Source organism: Pseudomonas putida, assembly GCF_005080685.1.
GTDB classification, from domain to species: Bacteria; Pseudomonadota; Gammaproteobacteria; order Pseudomonadales; family Pseudomonadaceae; genus Aquipseudomonas; species Aquipseudomonas putida_V.
Window position 1 is genome coordinate 1128235 of the sequence record NZ_CP039371.1, and the last position, 16366, is coordinate 1144600.

Below are 16366 nucleotides of genomic sequence, written 5' to 3' on the forward strand. Positions count from 1 at the left end.
TTTTTCACACGGGCATGACCTGATTCCTACGCTCGCTTTCCTAAAGTCAGCGGATTGGAGTCAGGAGATGCTCAAGTGCGTAGCCCCATCAAGCTCGAATTTTCCGACAAGTACGACCAGCAGCACGCCCGTGAATATTTCATGAAGCACCAGGATGGCCTGGCCCGGCGTCTGTCCCACAAGCGCGACGAACAACTGGCCCGGCGTGCCCTGGCCCTGGCCGGCGAGCCGGGGCTGGTGCTCGATCTGCCGTGCGGTGCCGGACGCTTCTGGCCGTTGCTGGCGGAAAAACCGAACCGGGTGATCATTGGCGCCGACAATTCCGAGGCGATGATCCAGACTGCTTGCGCTTCGCAGCCAGCCGAAGTGGTGGCGCGGGTACGGCCCTTGCAGACATCGGCATTCGACATCGACCTGCCGGACAACGCGGTGGACAGCATTTTCTGCATGCGTCTGTTCCATCACATTGGCGAAGCGGCCCATCGTAGGACTATTCTGTCGGAGTTTCAGAGAGTTAGCCGTGACAGCGTGATTCTTTCGCTGTGGGTGGACGGTAATTTCAAGGCGTGGCGGCGCCGCAAGCTCGAACAGCGACGCAGCGCCAAGGCCCAGCAGGACAGTTACCAGAACCGCTTCGTGTTACCGGCGGAAACTGTCGAGCAGGAATTTGTTGACGCGGGCTTCCGCATCCAGGAACGGCTGGACTTCCTGCCGTTCTATGCCATGTGGCGAGTCTACGTATTGCGCAAGGGGTAGTGTTTGATGGTTGTAGCCCAGAATGGGGAATCTCGGTTCGATTACTTCTGGCGCCAGCAAGGTGAATGGGTCGAGGAACCCAACCAGCGGCGCGGCGGGGAAAGTGGCGTGCAACGCCTGAACGATGCCGACGGACACTTGCTGTACGCCAAGCGCCAGGTCGGGCATATCTATCGCAGCCTGCGCTATCCGTTCGGCCGGCCGACCGTGCTGCGCGAACTGGATGCGCTGCACAGTTTCGAGCAACTCGGTGTGCGCGTGCCGCGCATCGTCTTCGCCGGTGCCCAGCGTGATGCCGAGCATCAGTGGCAGGCCCTGCTGGTCAGCGAGGCCCTCGACGGTTTCGTCGACCTCGACACCTGGATGGCCGAAGGCGCCTGGGAGCGCTATCCGCAGGTGGTGCACGAGCGCATGCTCAAGGACCTTGCCGACAACCTGGCGCGCATGCACCTGGGCCACTGGCAGCACGGCTGCCTGTATGGCAAGCATGTGTTCGTCAAGATAACCGGCGCTGGCGAGCAAGCCAGGGCCGAGGTCGCCTTGCTCGACCTTGAGAAGTGCCGACGGCGTATCAGCTGCCAGCGCGCAGCCTCCAATGACTTGCGCCAGCTACGTCGCCATTCGTCGTTCAATGAAGCGCAATGGCAAACCCTGCTCTACTTTTACCAGATGGCGTTTGGCAGCGCTGTCAAAGGTTTAGAGTGATGAAACTAGAAATCGCACGAGCTTTGTTCCTGTTGGCCGGCCTGGCGGTGACCACCGTGGCGGTGGCTGCCTGGGACGAACCGCGGCCTGTGGTGTTCAGCAAGGCCGAGATGGCCGAGCAGTGCCCGTTGCCGCGCACGGTGAAGGTACAGCAGACGGCGCAGCCGGATCATGATCTGTTGCTGTTCCTGTTTGGCTTGCGACAGGGCTTGCGGCCTGTTGGCTGAGTGACTGTGCGAAGTGTTCGAGGCCCGGCAATTGCCGGGCCTCTGCTTTTGGTCAGGCAACCACTGGCTGCTTGGCTGCTGTCCTGTGCGCCAGCAGCGTGTAGATGCAGGGCAACACGAACAAGGTGAACAGGGTTCCGATCGACATGCCGGTCGCAATCACCGTGCCGATGTCGAAGCGGCTCACGGCGCCGGCGCCTGTCGCCAGGATCAACGGCACCATCCCGAATACCATCGCTGCGGTGGTCATCAGCACCGGGCGCAGGCGAATGGCCGCCGCTTGTTCCACCGCCTCGCGTGCCGTCAGTTGGCGCTCTTCGCGCAACTGGTTGGCGAACTCGACGATCAGGATGCCATGCTTGGTGATCAGGCCGATCAGCGTCACCAAGCCGACCTGGGTATAGATGTTCATGCTCGAGACACCCAGGAACAGCGGCAACAGCGCCCCGCAGATCGAGAGCGGCACCGTCACCAGGATCACCAGAGGGTCGCGGAAGCTTTCGAACTGCGCTGCCAGTACCAGGAAGATGATCGCCAGCGCCAGGCCGAAGGTCACCCACAAGGCACTGCCTTCCTGCACGAACTGCCGGGCCTGGCCGGCATAGTCGAACGAAAAGCCCTCCGCCGCTTCTTCGCGGGCGATGTCGCGCACGGTCTGCAGGGCCTCGCCCATGCTCACCATCGGCACGCCCTGGATGATTGCCGAATTGAGCTGCTGAAACTGGTTGAGCTGGCGCGGCCGGGCACGGTCGCTGAGGCTGATCAGGGTCGACAGTGGCAGCAGTTGGCCTTGATCGTTCTTCACGTAGTAGTTGTTCAGCCAGCCGGGGTTGTCGCGGTAAGGACGCTCGACCTGGGCGATGACCTTGTAGCTGCGGCCTTCCAGGGTGAAGCGGTTGATCTCGGCCTCGCCCAGCAAGGTCGCCAGGGTACCGCCCAGGGTGTCCATCGACACGCCCATCTGCGCGGCCTTGGCCCGGTCGATGTCGACGACCACCTCGGGTTTGTCGAAGGCCAGGTCGATATCGAGAAAGGCGAACTTGCCCGAGGCCTGGGCGCGCTCCTTGACCCGTTGGGCGACCTCCAGCAATGCCGGATAGTCGCCGGCGGTGTTGATCACGAACTGGAAGGGCAGACCCTCGCCGGTACCGGGCAGCGAGGGCAGGTTGAAGCCGAAGATCTGCAGGCCGCTGATCTCCTCGAGCTTGGCCTGCACTTGCGGCAGCAGCTCCATTTGCGTGCGCTCGCGCTCGTTCCAGGGCTTGAGCAGGAAGCCGCCGATGCCGCTTTGCACGCCGTTGAAACCGTTGATCTGGAACGACGAGTAGTATTCCGGAAAGGTCTTGAACAGCGGCGTGAACTGGTCGGTGTAGGCGTTCAAGTAGTCGAGATTGGCCGGCTGCGGCGAGCTGCTCATCATGAAGATCACCCCTTGGTCCTCGTTGGGCGCCAGTTCGTTCTGGGTGAATTTGAGCAGTACCGGGATCAGGCACAGCACCAGCACGGCGAACACCAGCACCACCGGCCGGCTGTCGAGGGTGGTATGCAGCAACTGCTGGTAACGTACCTTGAGGCGCTCGAAGAGCGTGTCGAGGCGGTGGGCCAGGCCGCTGGCGTTCTGTTCCGGGCGCAGTAGCAGCGCGCACATCATCGGCGACAGGGTGAGGGCGACGATGCCCGAGATCACCACCGCACCGGCGAGGGTCAGGGCGAACTCCTTGAACAGGGCGCCCGTGAGCCCGGTGAGAAAACCGATGGGCGCGTACACCGCAGCCAGGGTGATGGTCATCGACACCACCGGCATGGCGATCTCGCGGGCGCCTTCCAGCGCCGCGTCGAACGGCGACTTGCCTTCCTCCATATGGCGGTGGATGTTTTCCACCACGACGATGGCATCGTCCACCACCAGGCCGATGGCCAGCACCATCGCCAGCAAGGTCAGCAGGTTCAGCGAATAGCCCATCATCTGCATGAAGAACAGTACGCCGATCATCGACAGCGGGATGGTCACCACCGGGATCAGCACCGAGCGCAGCGCGCCGAGGAACAGGAAGACCACGACGATGACGATCAGCACGGCCTCGCCCAGGGTCTTGATCACCTCGTCGATGGAGGCCTGGATGAACAGCGTGGCGTCGTAGGCGATCGATACCTTGAGCGCGGAGGGCAGCTGGCTTTCCAGCTCGGGCATGACCTTGCGCACTTCCTTGATCACTTCCAGCGGGTTGGCCGCGGGGGTGGCCTTGATGCCGATGTACACCGAGGGAATGCCATCGAACGAGCTGACCGTGTCGTAGTTTTCCGCGCCCATCTCGACCCGGGCCACGTCGCCGAGCAGCACGCGGGTATCGCCGGAGGTCTTCACCGGCAGGGCGGCGAAGGCCTCGGCCGACTTGAGTTCGGTGCTGGCATTGATGCTGGTGACCACGTACTCGCCCTTGACCTCGCCGGCGGCGGCGAGGAAGTTGTAGCGGCGCACGGCATTGGTCACGTCGACCGCCGAGAGGCCGAACCCGGCCAGTTTCACCGGATCGATCCAGATGCGCATGGCGAACACCTGGTTGCCGAGGATCTCGGCCTCGGCCATGCCCGGCAGGGTCGCAAGCTTTGGCTGGATCACCCGTGACAGGTAGTCGGTGATCTGCGGGTTGCTCATCTGCTTGCTGTAGAAGCTGATGTACATCAGCGCCGAGGCATCGGCAGCTTCCTTGGCCAGAACCGGATCCTCGGCATCCTGGGGTAACTGGTTGCGCACTTCGTTGGCCTTGGCCAGCAGTTCGGTGAACAGGCGGTCGCTGTCGGCGCCGATGCGCGCGTAGATGGAGATCACCGAGAAGTTCTGCCGGCTCACCGAGGTCATGTAGTCGATGCCCTCGGCGCTGGCCAGGCTCTGTTGCAGGGGCTGGGTGATGTAGCCCTGGATGGTCTCGGCGTTGGCCCCGGGATAGGCGGTGGTCACCGTGATCAGGGCGTTTTCCATCTGCGGGTATTGGCGGATCTGCAGCTTGCTCCAGGCCTGTACGCCGAGCAGCAGGATCAGCAGGCTGACCACGCAGGCCAGCACCGGGCGGCGGATGAACGGGTCGGTGAGCGCCATGCCAGCCTCCTGTCAGTCCTTTGCCGGCGAGCGTTGCTCGGGCTTGAGGGCCTGGTCCTTGCCGATACGGATGGCCGCACCGGGCGTCAGTTTGAGCTGCCCGGCGGTGACCACCTGTTCGCCAGCGCGCAGCCCTTCGCTTACCACCACCACGCCATCGCGACGCTCACCGGTGCGCACGGTGCGTTGCTCGGCGGTCAGTTGCGGCTGGCCCTGGTCGTCCTGCTCGGCTTGGCCTTGCGGGTTCTTCTTCGCTGTGGCGACATACACCGAGTTGCCATACAGGGTGTAGGTAATGGCGCTTTCCGGCACCACCACCTGCGGCTGCGGATCGGGCAACAGCACCAGCAGGCTGGCGAACATGCCCGGCAGCAGTTTGCCGTCGGGGTTGGCCATGGTCGCGCGCACCAGCAGGTTGCGGGTGGCTTCGTCGACCTTGGGGTTGATCGCGCTGAGGCTGGCGGGGAAGGTCTGGCCCGGATAGGCCGCCACCTGGACCAGCACCTGCTGACCCTGGCTCAGGTGCGGCAGGGCCTGCTCGGGCACGTTGAAGTCGACGTAGAGGCTGGACAGGTCTTGCAGGGTGGCGATCACCGTGCCACTGGCCAGGTAGTCGCCGACATCGACCTGGCGGATACCGATGGTGCCGCTGAAGGGGGCGTTGATGCTTTTCTTGGCCAGCGAGGCCTTGAGCTGATCGACCACTGCCTGGTTACGTCGGTACTGCGCGGTCAGGCGATCGAACTCACCCCTGGAGATGGCCGAGTCACCGACCAGCTGGCTGCCGCGGCCATAGTCGACCTTGGCCAGGCCCAGGTCGGCCACGGCGGTGCCGAGCAAGGCGGTTTCCTGGTCGCTGTCCAGCTCCAGCAGCAACTGGCCGACCTTGACCCGCTGGCCGGAATCGAAGTGCAGGGTCTTCACCGTGCCGGCCTGCTCCAGGCTCAGCTCGACGCCTTGCAGGGCCTTCAGGCTACCGACGGCCGGCAGGCGCTCTTGCCACAGGCGTTCCTCGGCCAGGGCGGCCGCGACGGTGATGGGCGGCTTGGGGGCAGTGAACACCTGGATCTGCCGGTAGATCGAGAAGGCTTTGTACCCCCCCAGCGCCAGCACGATCAGCAGAACGACGGCCAACATGATGAGCATGCGGCGGCGCAACATAGGTCCGATTCCTTGGCTGCTTTGTTATAGGTTCTGACACGACAACGGGCGATCCTGCCCACGTGTGGATGGGGGAAGTATTGACTGTTTTTGGCGCGGGGGGAAATGCATTGCCTGAGCGGGCCTCTTCGCGGGTAAACCCGCTCCTACAGGATCTGCTCCCGGTTCGAAATGGGTGAAGATCCTGTAGGAGCGGGCTTGCCCGCGAAAGGGCCGGTTCAGACAGACGAACGATCAGACCAGGTGCAGATGGTTGTCCCAGAACCCCGATGGCAGGTTCATCGGCTGCGCGACCGGGTCCGCCTTGCGGCAGTCGTAATAGCGGCAACGGCCCTGGCCGGACGTGACCACGAAACCATCCTTGACCGCCCCGACCCCGGCGCAATCGGGCATCGGCGCATCGAGCCGCACCGCGCCGCTGTCCAGGTCCCAGACGAACAGCCGGTTGGCCCGTGGCGCGGTCAGCGCCACCAGGCGCAGGTCGCTGTGGATGGCGACGCTGGCGGTGTACTGGGCCATCGACTGCAGTTGCCGCTCCGGCACCGGGAACGCCTTGAACGGCTCGCCCGGACGCTTGATCGCCAGCAACTCGGCGGTGGTGTCGGCGTCGCCCATGAACTGCTGGCAGGCGGCGATGGTGCCGTCGCTGCCCACCGCGAGGTGGCGTACGCTGTTCATCTGCTGGGCCAGGGTCTCCTTGCTCAGCAGGGTGCCGTCGCGCTGCATCAGGACCAGGCTCGGCTCCATGGCGTCGAGGTTCATCTCGACGCGGCTCTCGGCCTCGGTGCGGATGCCGCCGTTGGCTACGATCAGGGTTTCGCCATCGGGCAGCCAGGCGACTTCATGGGGACCGATGCCGTGGGTCGGGATCTCCCCCGTGTACTCCAGGCGTTCGCCCTCGAAACGGTACACACCCAGCACGCCACGGCCTGGGTCGGTGGTGTCGTTCTCGGTGGTATACAGCCATTCACCGTCCTTGTGGATCACCGCATGGCCATAGAAATGGCGATTGGGCTGCGAGACGATGGTTTGCAGCAGGCGCCCGTCGCGCAGGTCGATCAGGTAGCTTTCGGTGCCTGGTCGGCGCGCGACGAACAGGGCGATCGGCCGCTCGGGGTGGTTGATGATGGCATGGCAACGCTGGCCCACCTGGGTGCTGAACACCTGGGTGCCGTCCAGGCGAAACCCGACCGCATAATGCTTGCCGTCGCCGTCATCACGCGCCGACAGCAGCAGGGGTTCGCTGCCTTTGTTGCGCAACAGGCTCCAGCCGCCCAGGGTCAGGGCGCTGAGCAATACACTACCGAGTTTGAGGGCCTGGCGTCGCAACATGATCAGTCACCGTCGTTGGCATTGAAGCCCAGCTGGATGTTCAACGCCTTGGCCAACTCACCCTCGTGCAGGCGGTGGACGACGTTGAGGCTGTCGTAGATCTGGTTGAGCGCCTGCATGCCGGCTTCGTCGGCCAAGAGCTCGCCCAGGGTCTTCTGGTTGTCGGCCAGCAGTTTGAGCGAGGTAGCGTAGGCGTCGTCGATCTTATCTGCCAGGGCCTTCTGATCGCTGGGCAGCAAGCCGCGCAGGCCCTGGTTGTCGACCCCGACCCAGACGGCCTGGGCAGCCTTGAGGGTGGCTTCCAGACTCCGGATCGACGAGTGGCTGCGCCAGGCTTCGGCCTGCAGCGGCTGCGGGATACCCTTGCTTTGGCGGCCCATCGGCGCGCCGAGCTTCTTCTTCAGGGTATCCAGGGCGGTGACCTGGGAGCGCAGCAGGTCGGCGATCGCCTCGTGGGAATCGGCATAGCGCTGGTTGGGGAACTTGGTCATCTGCGAGAGCATGCCGTCGGTGCTGTTCCAGCCCTTGAGGATTTCTTCGGCCAGGGCCTTCTGATGCTCGCCGATGGCGACCAGCAGCGGGCAGTAGCGGGCCTTCTGCTCGTCGCTGGCGACGTCGGGCTTGCTGTCGAACAGGATGTACTCGTAGGCCGACAGGCCGCGAACCACCACACTGGCCTTGCTCAGGCTCTGGGTGTCGATGGGTTTGTCGCCGTTGACCAGTTGCTCGACCTGGCGGCCGACCAGGTTCTTCTTGTCGGGCCAGAACTGCACCTGCCAGGCGCGGTTGCCTTCGGCCAGCGGGCCGACCAGCAGGGGTTGCAGCTCGGCCCAGGCCTTTTGCGCGTTGAGGAAGTCGGCGCGAGCGGTTTCCAGGCTTTCCTTGCCTTGGCAGTAGGCCAGGGCGCTGGCTGCGAGCCCGCGGTCGGCTTCGACCCAGCGGCTGTAGGTCGGCAGGATCACCTGCTTGGCGATCGCCGCCGAGGTCACGGCCTGCTGGTCCTGCGGCGAGCAGGCGCCGAGGGCGAGTGCGGCGAGGCTGGTGAACAACAGTTTGGGTCGGAACATGCCCGGCTCCTTGCGCGTTAAAGTGAGTTCAGGAAGGCCAGCAACGCGGCGCGCTGCTCGGCATCGAAAGCCAGTACGTGGTCGCGCGCGGCCTGGGCTTCGCCACCGTGCCAGAGCACGGCCTCGAGCAGGTTGCGGGCACGGCCGTCGTGCAGGTATTGGGTGTGGCCACTGACCGTTTCGGTCAGGCCGATACCCCACAGCGGCGGGGTGCGCCAGTCTTGGCCATTGGCGGCGAATTCGCTGCGCTCGTCGGCAAGCCCGGGGCCCATGTCATGCAATAGCAGGTCACTGTAGGGGCGGATCAGCTGGTTCGCCAATGCCGGCTCGGCGGCTTGGCTGGCGGTGGTGAATTGCGGGGTATGGCAGCCTTGGCAACCGGCCTGGTGGAACAGGTTCTTGCCGGCCAGCACCTGCGGCGAGTCGACGTCGCGGCGCGCCGGCACGGCCAGGTTACGGGTGTAGAAGGTGACCAGGCGCAGAATGTTGTCGCTGACCTCTTTCTCGCCGTCGGCGCCATCGCCGTTGGGCTGGGCCAGGCAGTCGGTCTGCGCGGCGGTGCAGTCGTCCTTGGGTTGCAGGGTGCTGGTCAGGCCCATGTCGCCAACGAAGGCGTGCACGTTCTGCTGGTTGACGTTGGGTTGCCCGGCCTTCCAGCCAAAGCGCCCGACCACGGTCTTGCCCAGGGCGTCGTCCCAGACCCGGTTGGCGCGGCCGCGGATGCCATCGTGGTTGCGGTCGTCGGGGTCTTCGCCGGCGAGTATATCGGCTTCGGGGATGGCTTCGAGCAGGCCGAGGCCGATCATCGGCGGTGCCACGCGGGCGGAAAAACGCGTGTCCGGGTGCATCGGCCCGTAGCCCAGCTGGGTGATCTGCAGGGTCGGGCGCCGCAACTCCACCTGGTAACCGTCGGCAAAGCGCACCGGCACGGGCTCGTAGCTCATGCGCACCTTGCCTTCCGGCGCCACGCCGGGCACGGCCATGTCCTGCAACTGGGTGCCATAGGTTGGCTCCGGCACCACGCCGAGTTGCTCGATGACCTTGGCGTAGTAGGGCTGGTCGGGGATCGACAGGCGCACCAGCATCGACACCGCATTGTTGCCATCGGGTTCGGGTGGGTGGCCGCGGCCATCGCGGATGTGGCAGTTCTGGCAGGCGTTGGTGTTGAACAGCGGGCCCAGGCCGTCGCGCGCGGTGGTGGTGGAAGGGGCGATCACCCACGGATTGCGGAAGAAGCTGTTGCCCACGGCGAAGTCCACGCGCTGCTCGGGCGACAGATTGGCCGAGGGCATGGAAAAAGCGTTGCGGTCGCTGCGTTTCACCGTCGCCTGGCCGCCCGACAACGCTTCGCCGGGCTCGGCCTGGGTGAAACGCGGAGCGTCGTCACAGGCGGCGAGGGCGAGGGCCAGCAGCAGGCAGGGGAGTCGGGAGAGCGACAAGGACATCTACGATCCTGGGCGAGAGCGAAAAAACCGGCGAGCAAGCTTAGCAAAGTGAGAAAGATTGAATAAGAGCAATTTGCAATTGCTGCATGAAAATGGTGGCTCGAAGGCTAATGCTGTTCACTTAAGTTTTACATCGTCGGCATTGGGGCCGCGTTGCGGCCCATCGCGACACAAGGCCGCTCCCACACTGACCGTGAAAGCCCCTATCTACAGGGCAAGCATGGACAATGTGGGAGCGGCCTCGTGTCGCGAAAGGGCTGCGCAGCAGCCCCTGCATGCTTAAGTGAACTCGTTACCGCGGATTCACCAATCAGAATTCGTGATCGGCGGTGTCTGGGTTCAGGTTGTCGATGCCCAGCTTGCCCGCAGCCTGCTCGATCGAGCCCGTCTGCTTGACCAGGGAGGCGATGGCGTCACGCACGATCTGGTTGCCGGCAGCATTGTCAGGCGCGATCAGCTGGTCGTAGTGCTCGCCCTTGAGCGCGTGGTCGACCATGACCTGGATCTTCGCCTCGGTGGCTTCCAGGTCGGCTTTCAGGGTCGCGTCGGCGGCCGGATCGGCCTTGGCCACCAGCGACGACAGGCTCGGGCCGGTCATCTTGGTGCCGTCGGTGCGGGTGTACTCGCCCAGGTAGACGTTGCGGATGCCCTTGGCGTCGTAGAAGTGCGAGTAGTGGGTGTTGTCGCTGAAGCAGTCCTGCTCGTCTTCAGGCGAGTTGGCTTCCAGCGAGACCTTCATGCGCTCGCCGGCCAGTTCGCCCAGCGACAGGCTGCCCATGCCGAACAGCATCTTGCGCAGGCCGTCGGTCACAGGCTCGGCTTCGAGCTTGGCGCGGTAGTTGTCGGCGACGTTCGGCGCCCAGTTACCGACCATCTCCTCGAGGTCCTGCACCAGCAGCTGGGTGACCGCCTTCAGGTAGGCGCGACGACGCTCGTTGTGGCCACCGGTGGCACCTTTGCCTTCGAGGTAGTCGGAAGCCGGACGGGCACCGGCGCCTGGGCCGGTACCGTTGAGGTCCTGGCCCCAGAGCAGGAACTCGATGGCGTGGTAGCCGGTAGCGACGTTGGCTTCGGAGCCGCCCAGCTCGTTCAGACTGGCGAGCTTCTCGGGAGTGATGTCCTTGACGTCGACTTTCTCTTCGCCGACCTGGATCTCGGTGTTGGCGATGATGTTGGCGCTGGCGGCCGGGTTGCCCAGGGCGTGCTCGTAGCTCTTGTCGACGTAGTCGATCAGGCCTTCGTCCAGGGGCCAGGCGTTCACCTGGCCTTCCCAGTCGTCGATGATGGTGTTGCCGAAGCGGAACGCCTCGCTCTGCAGGTACGGTACGCGAGCGGCGGCCCAAGCAGCCTTGGCGGCTTTCAGGGTGTCGTCGTTGGGGTTGGCCAGGAAAGCGTCGACTGCGGTCTGCAGGGTCTTGGCGGTGCTCAGCGAGTCGCTGTACACGGCGTAGACCATCTCGGCGTAATGCTTGACCACGGCCTTGGCGGCCGCTTCGTCGACAGCGCCCGGCGCAGCGGCTGCGGTGCTGGCGGCAGCAGGCGCCTGAGTTTGCGGAGCGGCTGCCTTGTCATCCTTGCCCTCGCCGCAACCGGCAAGAGCGATGGCGATGGCCAGCAGACTGGCGGAGGCCAGAGGCATTCGAATCATTATTGGTTTTCCTGCGTCGTGTGGTTGGACGGTGTGCAGTGGCATGCGAAACGGCAACATCATGCGAAAGATTTGCATTTGCTGTAAAGGGGGCTATGCGCATATTCGTGTAATTGCAGGTGTTGCGATGTAACCGGTTGTGGGGCTACAGCATCGAGGCGTGGTTGCGCTGGGCCTGCTTGAGGTAGTGGGTCACTTCCCGGGCCAAGAGGGGTTTGCTGTAGTGGTAGCCCTGGCCCTCGTGGCAGCCCTGGGCGACGATGTAGGCCTCCTGCTCGGCGGTTTCCACGCCTTCGGCGATCACTTGCATGCCCAGGCTCTTGCCCAGCTGGATGATGGCGCGAACGATGGTCGCGTCGTCATCGTCGTCGAGCAGGTCCTGGACGAAGCTCTTGTCGATCTTGATCTTGTCCAGCGGCAGCGACTTCAGGTAGCTGAGCGAGGAATAGCCGGTACCGAAGTCGTCGATGGCGATCATCGCCCCGGAACGGCGTAGGCTCAGCAGGTGCTGGGCGGCGGTGCTGATGTCCTCCATCAGGCCGGTCTCGGTGACTTCCAGCTCGAGGCTGCGTGGTGGCAGGCGGTAGGCCTGCAACAGGTTGTTGACCACGCGTGGCAGCTCGCTGTGGTGCAGTTGCACGGTCGACAGGTTGACCGCCATGCGCAGCTCGCAGAAGCCCAGGTCGTGCCATTCGCGCAACTGCCGGCACGCCTGGTCGAGCACCCATTCACCGATGGCGATGATGCTGCCGTTCTGCTCGGCCAGGGGGATGAACTGGTCGGGTGGAACCATGCCCAGCTCTGGGTGCTGCCAGCGCAGCAAGGCCTCGACGCCGACCACGCGTTGGTCGCGGTAGCTGACCTGGGGCTGGTACACCAGGTACAGCTGGTTGCGCTGCAGCGCTTCGCGCAGGTCTTTTTCCAGCTCGCGGCGTCGGCGCATCTCGCTGTCGACGCTGGCGATATAGAACTGATAGCGGTTGCGCGAGCGGGCCTTGGCCAAGGTCATGGTCTGCTCGGCCTTTTGCAGGAGCTTCTCGGTGCTGTCGCCGTCCTCGGGGAACAGGGTGATGCCGATGGTGGCGCGCAGGCGGATTTCCTGCTGGTCCACGGCGAACGGCGCTTCGAGATCGTCGAGGATGCTTTGCGCGAGCTCTGCGGCTTCGTAGGGTTGCTCGATATTGGCCTGGACCAGGGCGAACTGGTCGCCACCGAGCCGCGCCAGGGCGCCCAGGCGACCGCTGTGGGCGCGCAGGCGGTCGGCCAGGGCCAGCAGCAACTGGTCACCTACCTGGTAGCTGAACTGCTCGTTGATGCCCTTGAAGTCGTCCAGGCCCACGCACAGCACCGCCACGCGGTGCTGCAGGCGCCCGCCATCGACGAGGATCTTGTCCAGTTGCGCCTGCAACTGCTGGCGGTTGGGCAGGCCGGTGAGGAAGTCGTACTGGGCCATGCGCTGCAGGCTGTTCTCGGCCTCGTGGCGCAGGTGGGTGTTGCGTTCGATCGAGGCCAGCAGCTGGTTGGCCGTATTGACCCAGATGCCCAGCTCGTTCTTCTCGTGGCCCTTGAGCTGCGGGATCTGGTGCTGGCTGGGGCGGTCGGGGTTGATCTGCGTGAGGTGCTCGATGATCTTCGACAGCGGCTTGGTCAGCAGCCAGTGATACACCAGGTACAGCACCAGGCCCATGGCCAGCGCGCGCAGCACGCCGGAGATGAAGATGATCACGGCGTTGATCAGGAAGTCTTCGCCGTAGTCGGCGGTATCGAGCGTGATGCTCAGGTCGCCGTAGTACTCGCTGTACGGGCCGCGGCCGACCAGGTCGATGCTGTAGGTACGTTCCTGGCCCAGAAACAGGTCGGTCAGCCAGCGCATGGACATGTCGCGCAGGGGCCGGGACTTTTCCGCGAGCATGGTTTCGTGGGGGTGGCCGATCGAGGCCATGCGCACCGACTCGTCCTGGAACAGGCCTTCCATCACCTGCATGCCCATTTCCCGGTCGAGGCTGTACACCGCCTGGGTGGACGGATCGCGGAACATGTCGAGGATGCGCTGGGCATCGTTGTCCACGGTCTGGCGGGTCTTGTAGGTGTCGTAGACGATCTGCGCGCAGCTGAGCACGACGCCGACCGCCAGCGCCGATAGAAGCACGACCCTGAGCAACTTGATCGATAAGCTGTCCCGCAATTCCAGCTTCAATGGGGTTTCCTTAATCCATGCGCATAGCAGCATTTTGCCATCATCGTCGGCAATACACTATCGACCGGTGCCCCTGGGCAGTGCCAACGTCCTGGCTCGCCCCTGGCAGTATATCGGTCGCCAACGCCTGCGGCTTTAGGGCGCTGTGTCCTCTTTCCCGAAGTTTGATGTTAGCGCGCTATCGGTGTGGAGCAAGAGCCGGCGGGAAATCCGTCGGTGGGGCGGGGATTGTTCAGCAACCGTGCGCCAGCGCTTTTGCGCGACGATGAAAAAACCCGGCACAGGGCCGGGTTTTTTCGGTCAGGTCTGAGATGAATCAGGCCTTGAAGGTCTTGCCTTCGAACTGCTCGGCGACGAACGCCCAGTTGACCAGGTTCCAGAACGCCTCGACGTACTTCGGACGCAGGTTGCGGTAGTCGATGTAGTAGGCGTGTTCCCAGACGTCGCAGGTCAGCAGCGGGGTGTCGCCGCTGGTCAGCGGGCAGCCGGCGCCGATGGTGCTGGCCAGGGCCAGGGAGCCGTCGGCTTTCTTCACCAGCCAGCCCCAACCGGAACCGAAGGTGCCGACCGAAGTCTTGGTGAACTCTTCCTTGAACTTGTCGAAGGAACCGAAAGCGGTGTTGATGGCCTCGGCCAGGGCACCGGTAGGCTGGCCACCGCCGTTTGGCGACAGGCAGTTCCAGTAGAAGGTGTGGTTCCAGACTTGAGCGGCGTTGTTGAAGATGCCGCCCGAAGAGCTCTTGACGATCTCTTCCAGGGTCTTGCCTTCGAATTCGGTGCCTGGGACCAGGTTGTTCAGGTTCACGACATAGGTGTTGTGGTGCTTGTCGTGGTGATACTCCAGGGTTTCCTTGGAGATGTGCGGCTGCAGGGCATCGTGGGCGTACGGCAGCGGCGGCAATTCAAAAGCCATGGTGGATCTCCTGATTCAGGTCTGTTTGCGGTTTGCGCAAGGCCGATCACGGGCGGCCCGATGTGCGTCGGCGAGTTTGTACTCTTTTTGCGACGCGAGGGCTGGATCATAGCACCGGCCCAGGCGCATAACCACGCAACAAAGATAGGGAATAGAGGTTCCAGAGCGGCCCGCGGTTGCCGATCGGCGGCATGCGGGTCTGTGGGTCAGTTGAAGATCAACTGCGCTGCCACCGCGAACATCATCACCGCGACCATCAGGTCGAGCATCCGCCAGGTGGCCGGGCGTGCGAGCCAGGGTGCCAGCCAGGCCGCGCCCAGGGCCAGGGTCGAGAACCACACCAGCGAGGCGCTCGCCGCGCCGGCCACGTAGGCGCCGGGCACGCTCTGCTGGGCACCGAGCGAGCCGATCAGCAACACGGTGTCGAGGTACACGTGAGGGTTGAGCAAGGTGACCGCCAGGGCACTGAGCAGCACCGCCCGCCGTGAACGCGTGCCCTGGCCTTGCTGGTGCTGCAGGCTCTGTTTGGAACAGGCACTGCGCAGGGCCTTGGCGCCGTACCAGATGAGGAACACGGCGCCACCCCAGCGGGCGATCGCCAGCAGCGTCGGATTGTGCGCCAGCACCGTGGCCAGGCCGAATACCCCGGCGGCTACCAGGATGGCGTCGCACACCACGCACAAGGCTGCCACCGGCAGGTGGTGCTCGCGGCGCAGGCTCTGGGCCAGGACGAAGGCGTTCTGCGCGCCGATGGCCATGATCAGGCCGAAGGCCACGAGCATGCCATTCAGATAACTTTGCCACATGGTGGGAATACTCCGAGAACGCCCTGGGAGGGGCGTGCAATGACGTTGGGATGCTGGCCATTGTGCGAGTCGGCGGTGTATAAGAAAAACAAATAATGCTGATCCGTCATTAGGGAAATCGATGTTCGACTACAAGCTGCTCGCTGCCCTCGCGGCGGTGATCGAACAGGCCGGCTTCGAGCGCGCCGCCCAGGTTCTGGGTCTGTCGCAATCGGCGGTGTCCCAGCGCATCAAGCTGCTCGAGGCGCGGGTCGGCCAGCCGGTGCTGGTGCGCGCCACGCCGCCAAGCCCCACCGAGGTGGGGCGGCAGTTGCTCAACCATGTACAGCAGGTGCGGCTGCTCGAGCGTGACGTGCAGCGCCAGGTACCGGCGCTTGGCGAGGAAGGTGTGCCGGAACGCCTGCGCATCGCCCTCAATGCCGACAGCCTGGCCACCTGGTGGGCTGGTGCCGTGGGCACCTTCTGCGCCGAGCACCAGTTGCTGACCGACCTGGTGGTGGAAGACCAGGACGTAGGCCTCAAGCGGATGCGGGCCGGCGAGGTCGCCGCCTGCCTGTGCGGCAGCGAGCGACCGGTGGCCGGGGCGCGCAGCCTTGCGCTTGGCGCCATGCGCTATCGGGCATTGGCCAGTCCGCAGTTCATGGCGCGCTATTTCCCACAAGGGTTCCTGGCCGAGCGCCTGGCCAGGACACCGGCGATCGTCTACGGGCCGGACGATTTCCTGCAGCATCGGTATCTGGCATCACTCGGTATCCAGGATGGTTTCCTGCACCACTTGTGCCCTTCGTCCGAAGGCTTCCTGCGCATGACCGAAGCCGGACTGGGGTGGGGGCTGGTGCCCGAGTTGCAGGCCCGCGATCAGTTGGCCACGGGTAGATTGGTGGAAATTTGCGCCGATACGCCCATCGATGTGCCGTTGTACTGGCATCATTGGCGCAGTGGTGGGCAATTGCTCGCGCAACTGACCGAGCACCTGCGGCATACCGCAGGGCAATGGCTGGTGCCGTTGTAG

General features: G+C 64.3%; 13 protein-coding genes. 4 read left to right on the forward strand and 9 right to left on the reverse strand.

Going from position 1 to position 16366, the window contains the following annotated elements; translation table 11 throughout:
* Positions 1-75: 75 nt before the first annotated feature.
* From E6B08_RS05555 to E6B08_RS05565, 3 genes are read left to right on the forward strand one after another with little or no spacing between them, the layout of a single operon-like run.
* On the forward strand, positions 76-756 hold the full coding sequence (locus tag E6B08_RS05555; RefSeq protein WP_136913097.1) for a class I SAM-dependent methyltransferase: 681 nt from the start codon (positions 76-78) through the stop codon (positions 754-756).
* Positions 757-762: 6 nt separating this feature from the next.
* Entirely contained in the window at positions 763-1461 is a 699-nt protein-coding gene (locus E6B08_RS05560) for a lipopolysaccharide kinase InaA family protein (RefSeq protein ID WP_136913098.1), read from the forward strand.
* Complete coding sequence (locus E6B08_RS05565; RefSeq protein WP_136913099.1) at positions 1461-1688, forward strand: hypothetical protein; 228 nt, start codon at positions 1461-1463, stop codon at positions 1686-1688. The genes E6B08_RS05560 and E6B08_RS05565 overlap by 1 nt, the downstream gene beginning before the upstream one ends.
* A gap of 52 nt (positions 1689-1740) precedes the next feature.
* On the opposite strand, the gene E6B08_RS05570 is transcribed toward E6B08_RS05565, so the two are convergent.
* From E6B08_RS05570 to E6B08_RS05610, 9 genes are all read right to left on the reverse strand, one after another.
* Positions 1741-4785 carry a multidrug efflux RND transporter permease subunit gene (locus E6B08_RS05570; protein WP_136913100.1) on the reverse strand — a complete coding sequence of 1015 codons (3045 nt, stop codon included), beginning with the start codon at positions 4783-4785 and terminating at the stop codon, positions 1741-1743.
* A 12-nt stretch (positions 4786-4797) separates the two neighbouring features.
* Positions 4798-5946, reverse strand: a complete 1149-nt coding sequence (locus E6B08_RS05575) for an efflux RND transporter periplasmic adaptor subunit (protein WP_136913101.1) — start codon at positions 5944-5946, stop codon at positions 4798-4800.
* 234 nt (positions 5947-6180) lie between these two features.
* On the reverse strand, positions 6181-7278 hold the full coding sequence (locus tag E6B08_RS05580) for a DUF1513 domain-containing protein (RefSeq protein ID WP_136913102.1): 1098 nt from the start codon (positions 7276-7278) through the stop codon (positions 6181-6183).
* Positions 7279-7280: 2 nt separating this feature from the next.
* The gene (locus E6B08_RS05585; RefSeq protein ID WP_136913103.1) at positions 7281-8345 is read right to left on the reverse strand and encodes an imelysin family protein; all 1065 of its coding nucleotides are present in this window, start codon (positions 8343-8345) and stop codon (positions 7281-7283) included.
* A gap of 17 nt (positions 8346-8362) precedes the next feature.
* Positions 8363-9790 carry a di-heme oxidoredictase family protein gene (locus E6B08_RS05590; protein WP_136913104.1) on the reverse strand — a complete coding sequence of 476 codons (1428 nt, stop codon included), beginning with the start codon at positions 9788-9790 and terminating at the stop codon, positions 8363-8365.
* Between the two features lie 310 nt (positions 9791-10100).
* Positions 10101-11438, reverse strand: a complete 1338-nt coding sequence (locus E6B08_RS05595) for an imelysin family protein (protein ID WP_136913105.1) — start codon at positions 11436-11438, stop codon at positions 10101-10103.
* Between the two features lie 145 nt (positions 11439-11583).
* On the reverse strand, positions 11584-13635 hold the full coding sequence (locus E6B08_RS05600; protein WP_192938620.1) for a putative bifunctional diguanylate cyclase/phosphodiesterase: 2052 nt from the start codon (positions 13633-13635) through the stop codon (positions 11584-11586).
* A 316-nt stretch (positions 13636-13951) separates the two neighbouring features.
* Positions 13952-14548, reverse strand: a complete 597-nt coding sequence (locus E6B08_RS05605) for a superoxide dismutase (protein WP_028635149.1) — start codon at positions 14546-14548, stop codon at positions 13952-13954.
* A gap of 206 nt (positions 14549-14754) precedes the next feature.
* Complete coding sequence (locus E6B08_RS05610; protein ID WP_136913107.1) at positions 14755-15354, reverse strand: LysE/ArgO family amino acid transporter; 600 nt, start codon at positions 15352-15354, stop codon at positions 14755-14757.
* Positions 15355-15475: 121 nt separating this feature from the next.
* On the opposite strand from E6B08_RS05610, the gene E6B08_RS05615 reads away from it, so the two are divergent.
* Positions 15476-16366 (forward strand): LysR family transcriptional regulator ArgP, encoded by an 891-nt coding sequence (locus E6B08_RS05615; RefSeq protein ID WP_136913108.1) that lies wholly within the window; start codon positions 15476-15478, stop codon positions 16364-16366.

What these genes read in the sequence shown, in the direction of transcription:
- E6B08_RS05595 (WP_136913105.1), bottom strand. Translation starts at nt 11,438, where the DNA reads ATGATTCGAATGCCTCTGGCCTCCGCCAGTCTGCTGGCCATCGCCATC.
- E6B08_RS05580 (WP_136913102.1), bottom strand. Translation starts at nt 7,278, where the DNA reads ATGTTGCGACGCCAGGCCCTCAAACTCGGTAGTGTATTGCTCAGCGCC.
- E6B08_RS05575 (WP_136913101.1), bottom strand. Translation starts at nt 5,946, where the DNA reads ATGTTGCGCCGCCGCATGCTCATCATGTTGGCCGTCGTTCTGCTGATC.
- E6B08_RS05615 (WP_136913108.1), top strand. Translation starts at nt 15,476, where the DNA reads ATGTTCGACTACAAGCTGCTCGCTGCCCTCGCGGCGGTGATCGAACAG.
- E6B08_RS05585 (WP_136913103.1), bottom strand. Translation starts at nt 8,345, where the DNA reads ATGTTCCGACCCAAACTGTTGTTCACCAGCCTCGCCGCACTCGCCCTC.
- E6B08_RS05590 (WP_136913104.1), bottom strand. Translation starts at nt 9,790, where the DNA reads ATGTCCTTGTCGCTCTCCCGACTCCCCTGCCTGCTGCTGGCCCTCGCC.
- E6B08_RS05610 (WP_136913107.1), bottom strand. Translation starts at nt 15,354, where the DNA reads ATGTGGCAAAGTTATCTGAATGGCATGCTCGTGGCCTTCGGCCTGATC.
- E6B08_RS05560 (WP_136913098.1), top strand. Translation starts at nt 763, where the DNA reads ATGGTTGTAGCCCAGAATGGGGAATCTCGGTTCGATTACTTCTGGCGC.
- E6B08_RS05565 (WP_136913099.1), top strand. Translation starts at nt 1,461, where the DNA reads ATGAAACTAGAAATCGCACGAGCTTTGTTCCTGTTGGCCGGCCTGGCG.
- E6B08_RS05570 (WP_136913100.1), bottom strand. Translation starts at nt 4,785, where the DNA reads ATGGCGCTCACCGACCCGTTCATCCGCCGCCCGGTGCTGGCCTGCGTG.
- E6B08_RS05605 (WP_028635149.1), bottom strand. Translation starts at nt 14,548, where the DNA reads ATGGCTTTTGAATTGCCGCCGCTGCCGTACGCCCACGATGCCCTGCAG.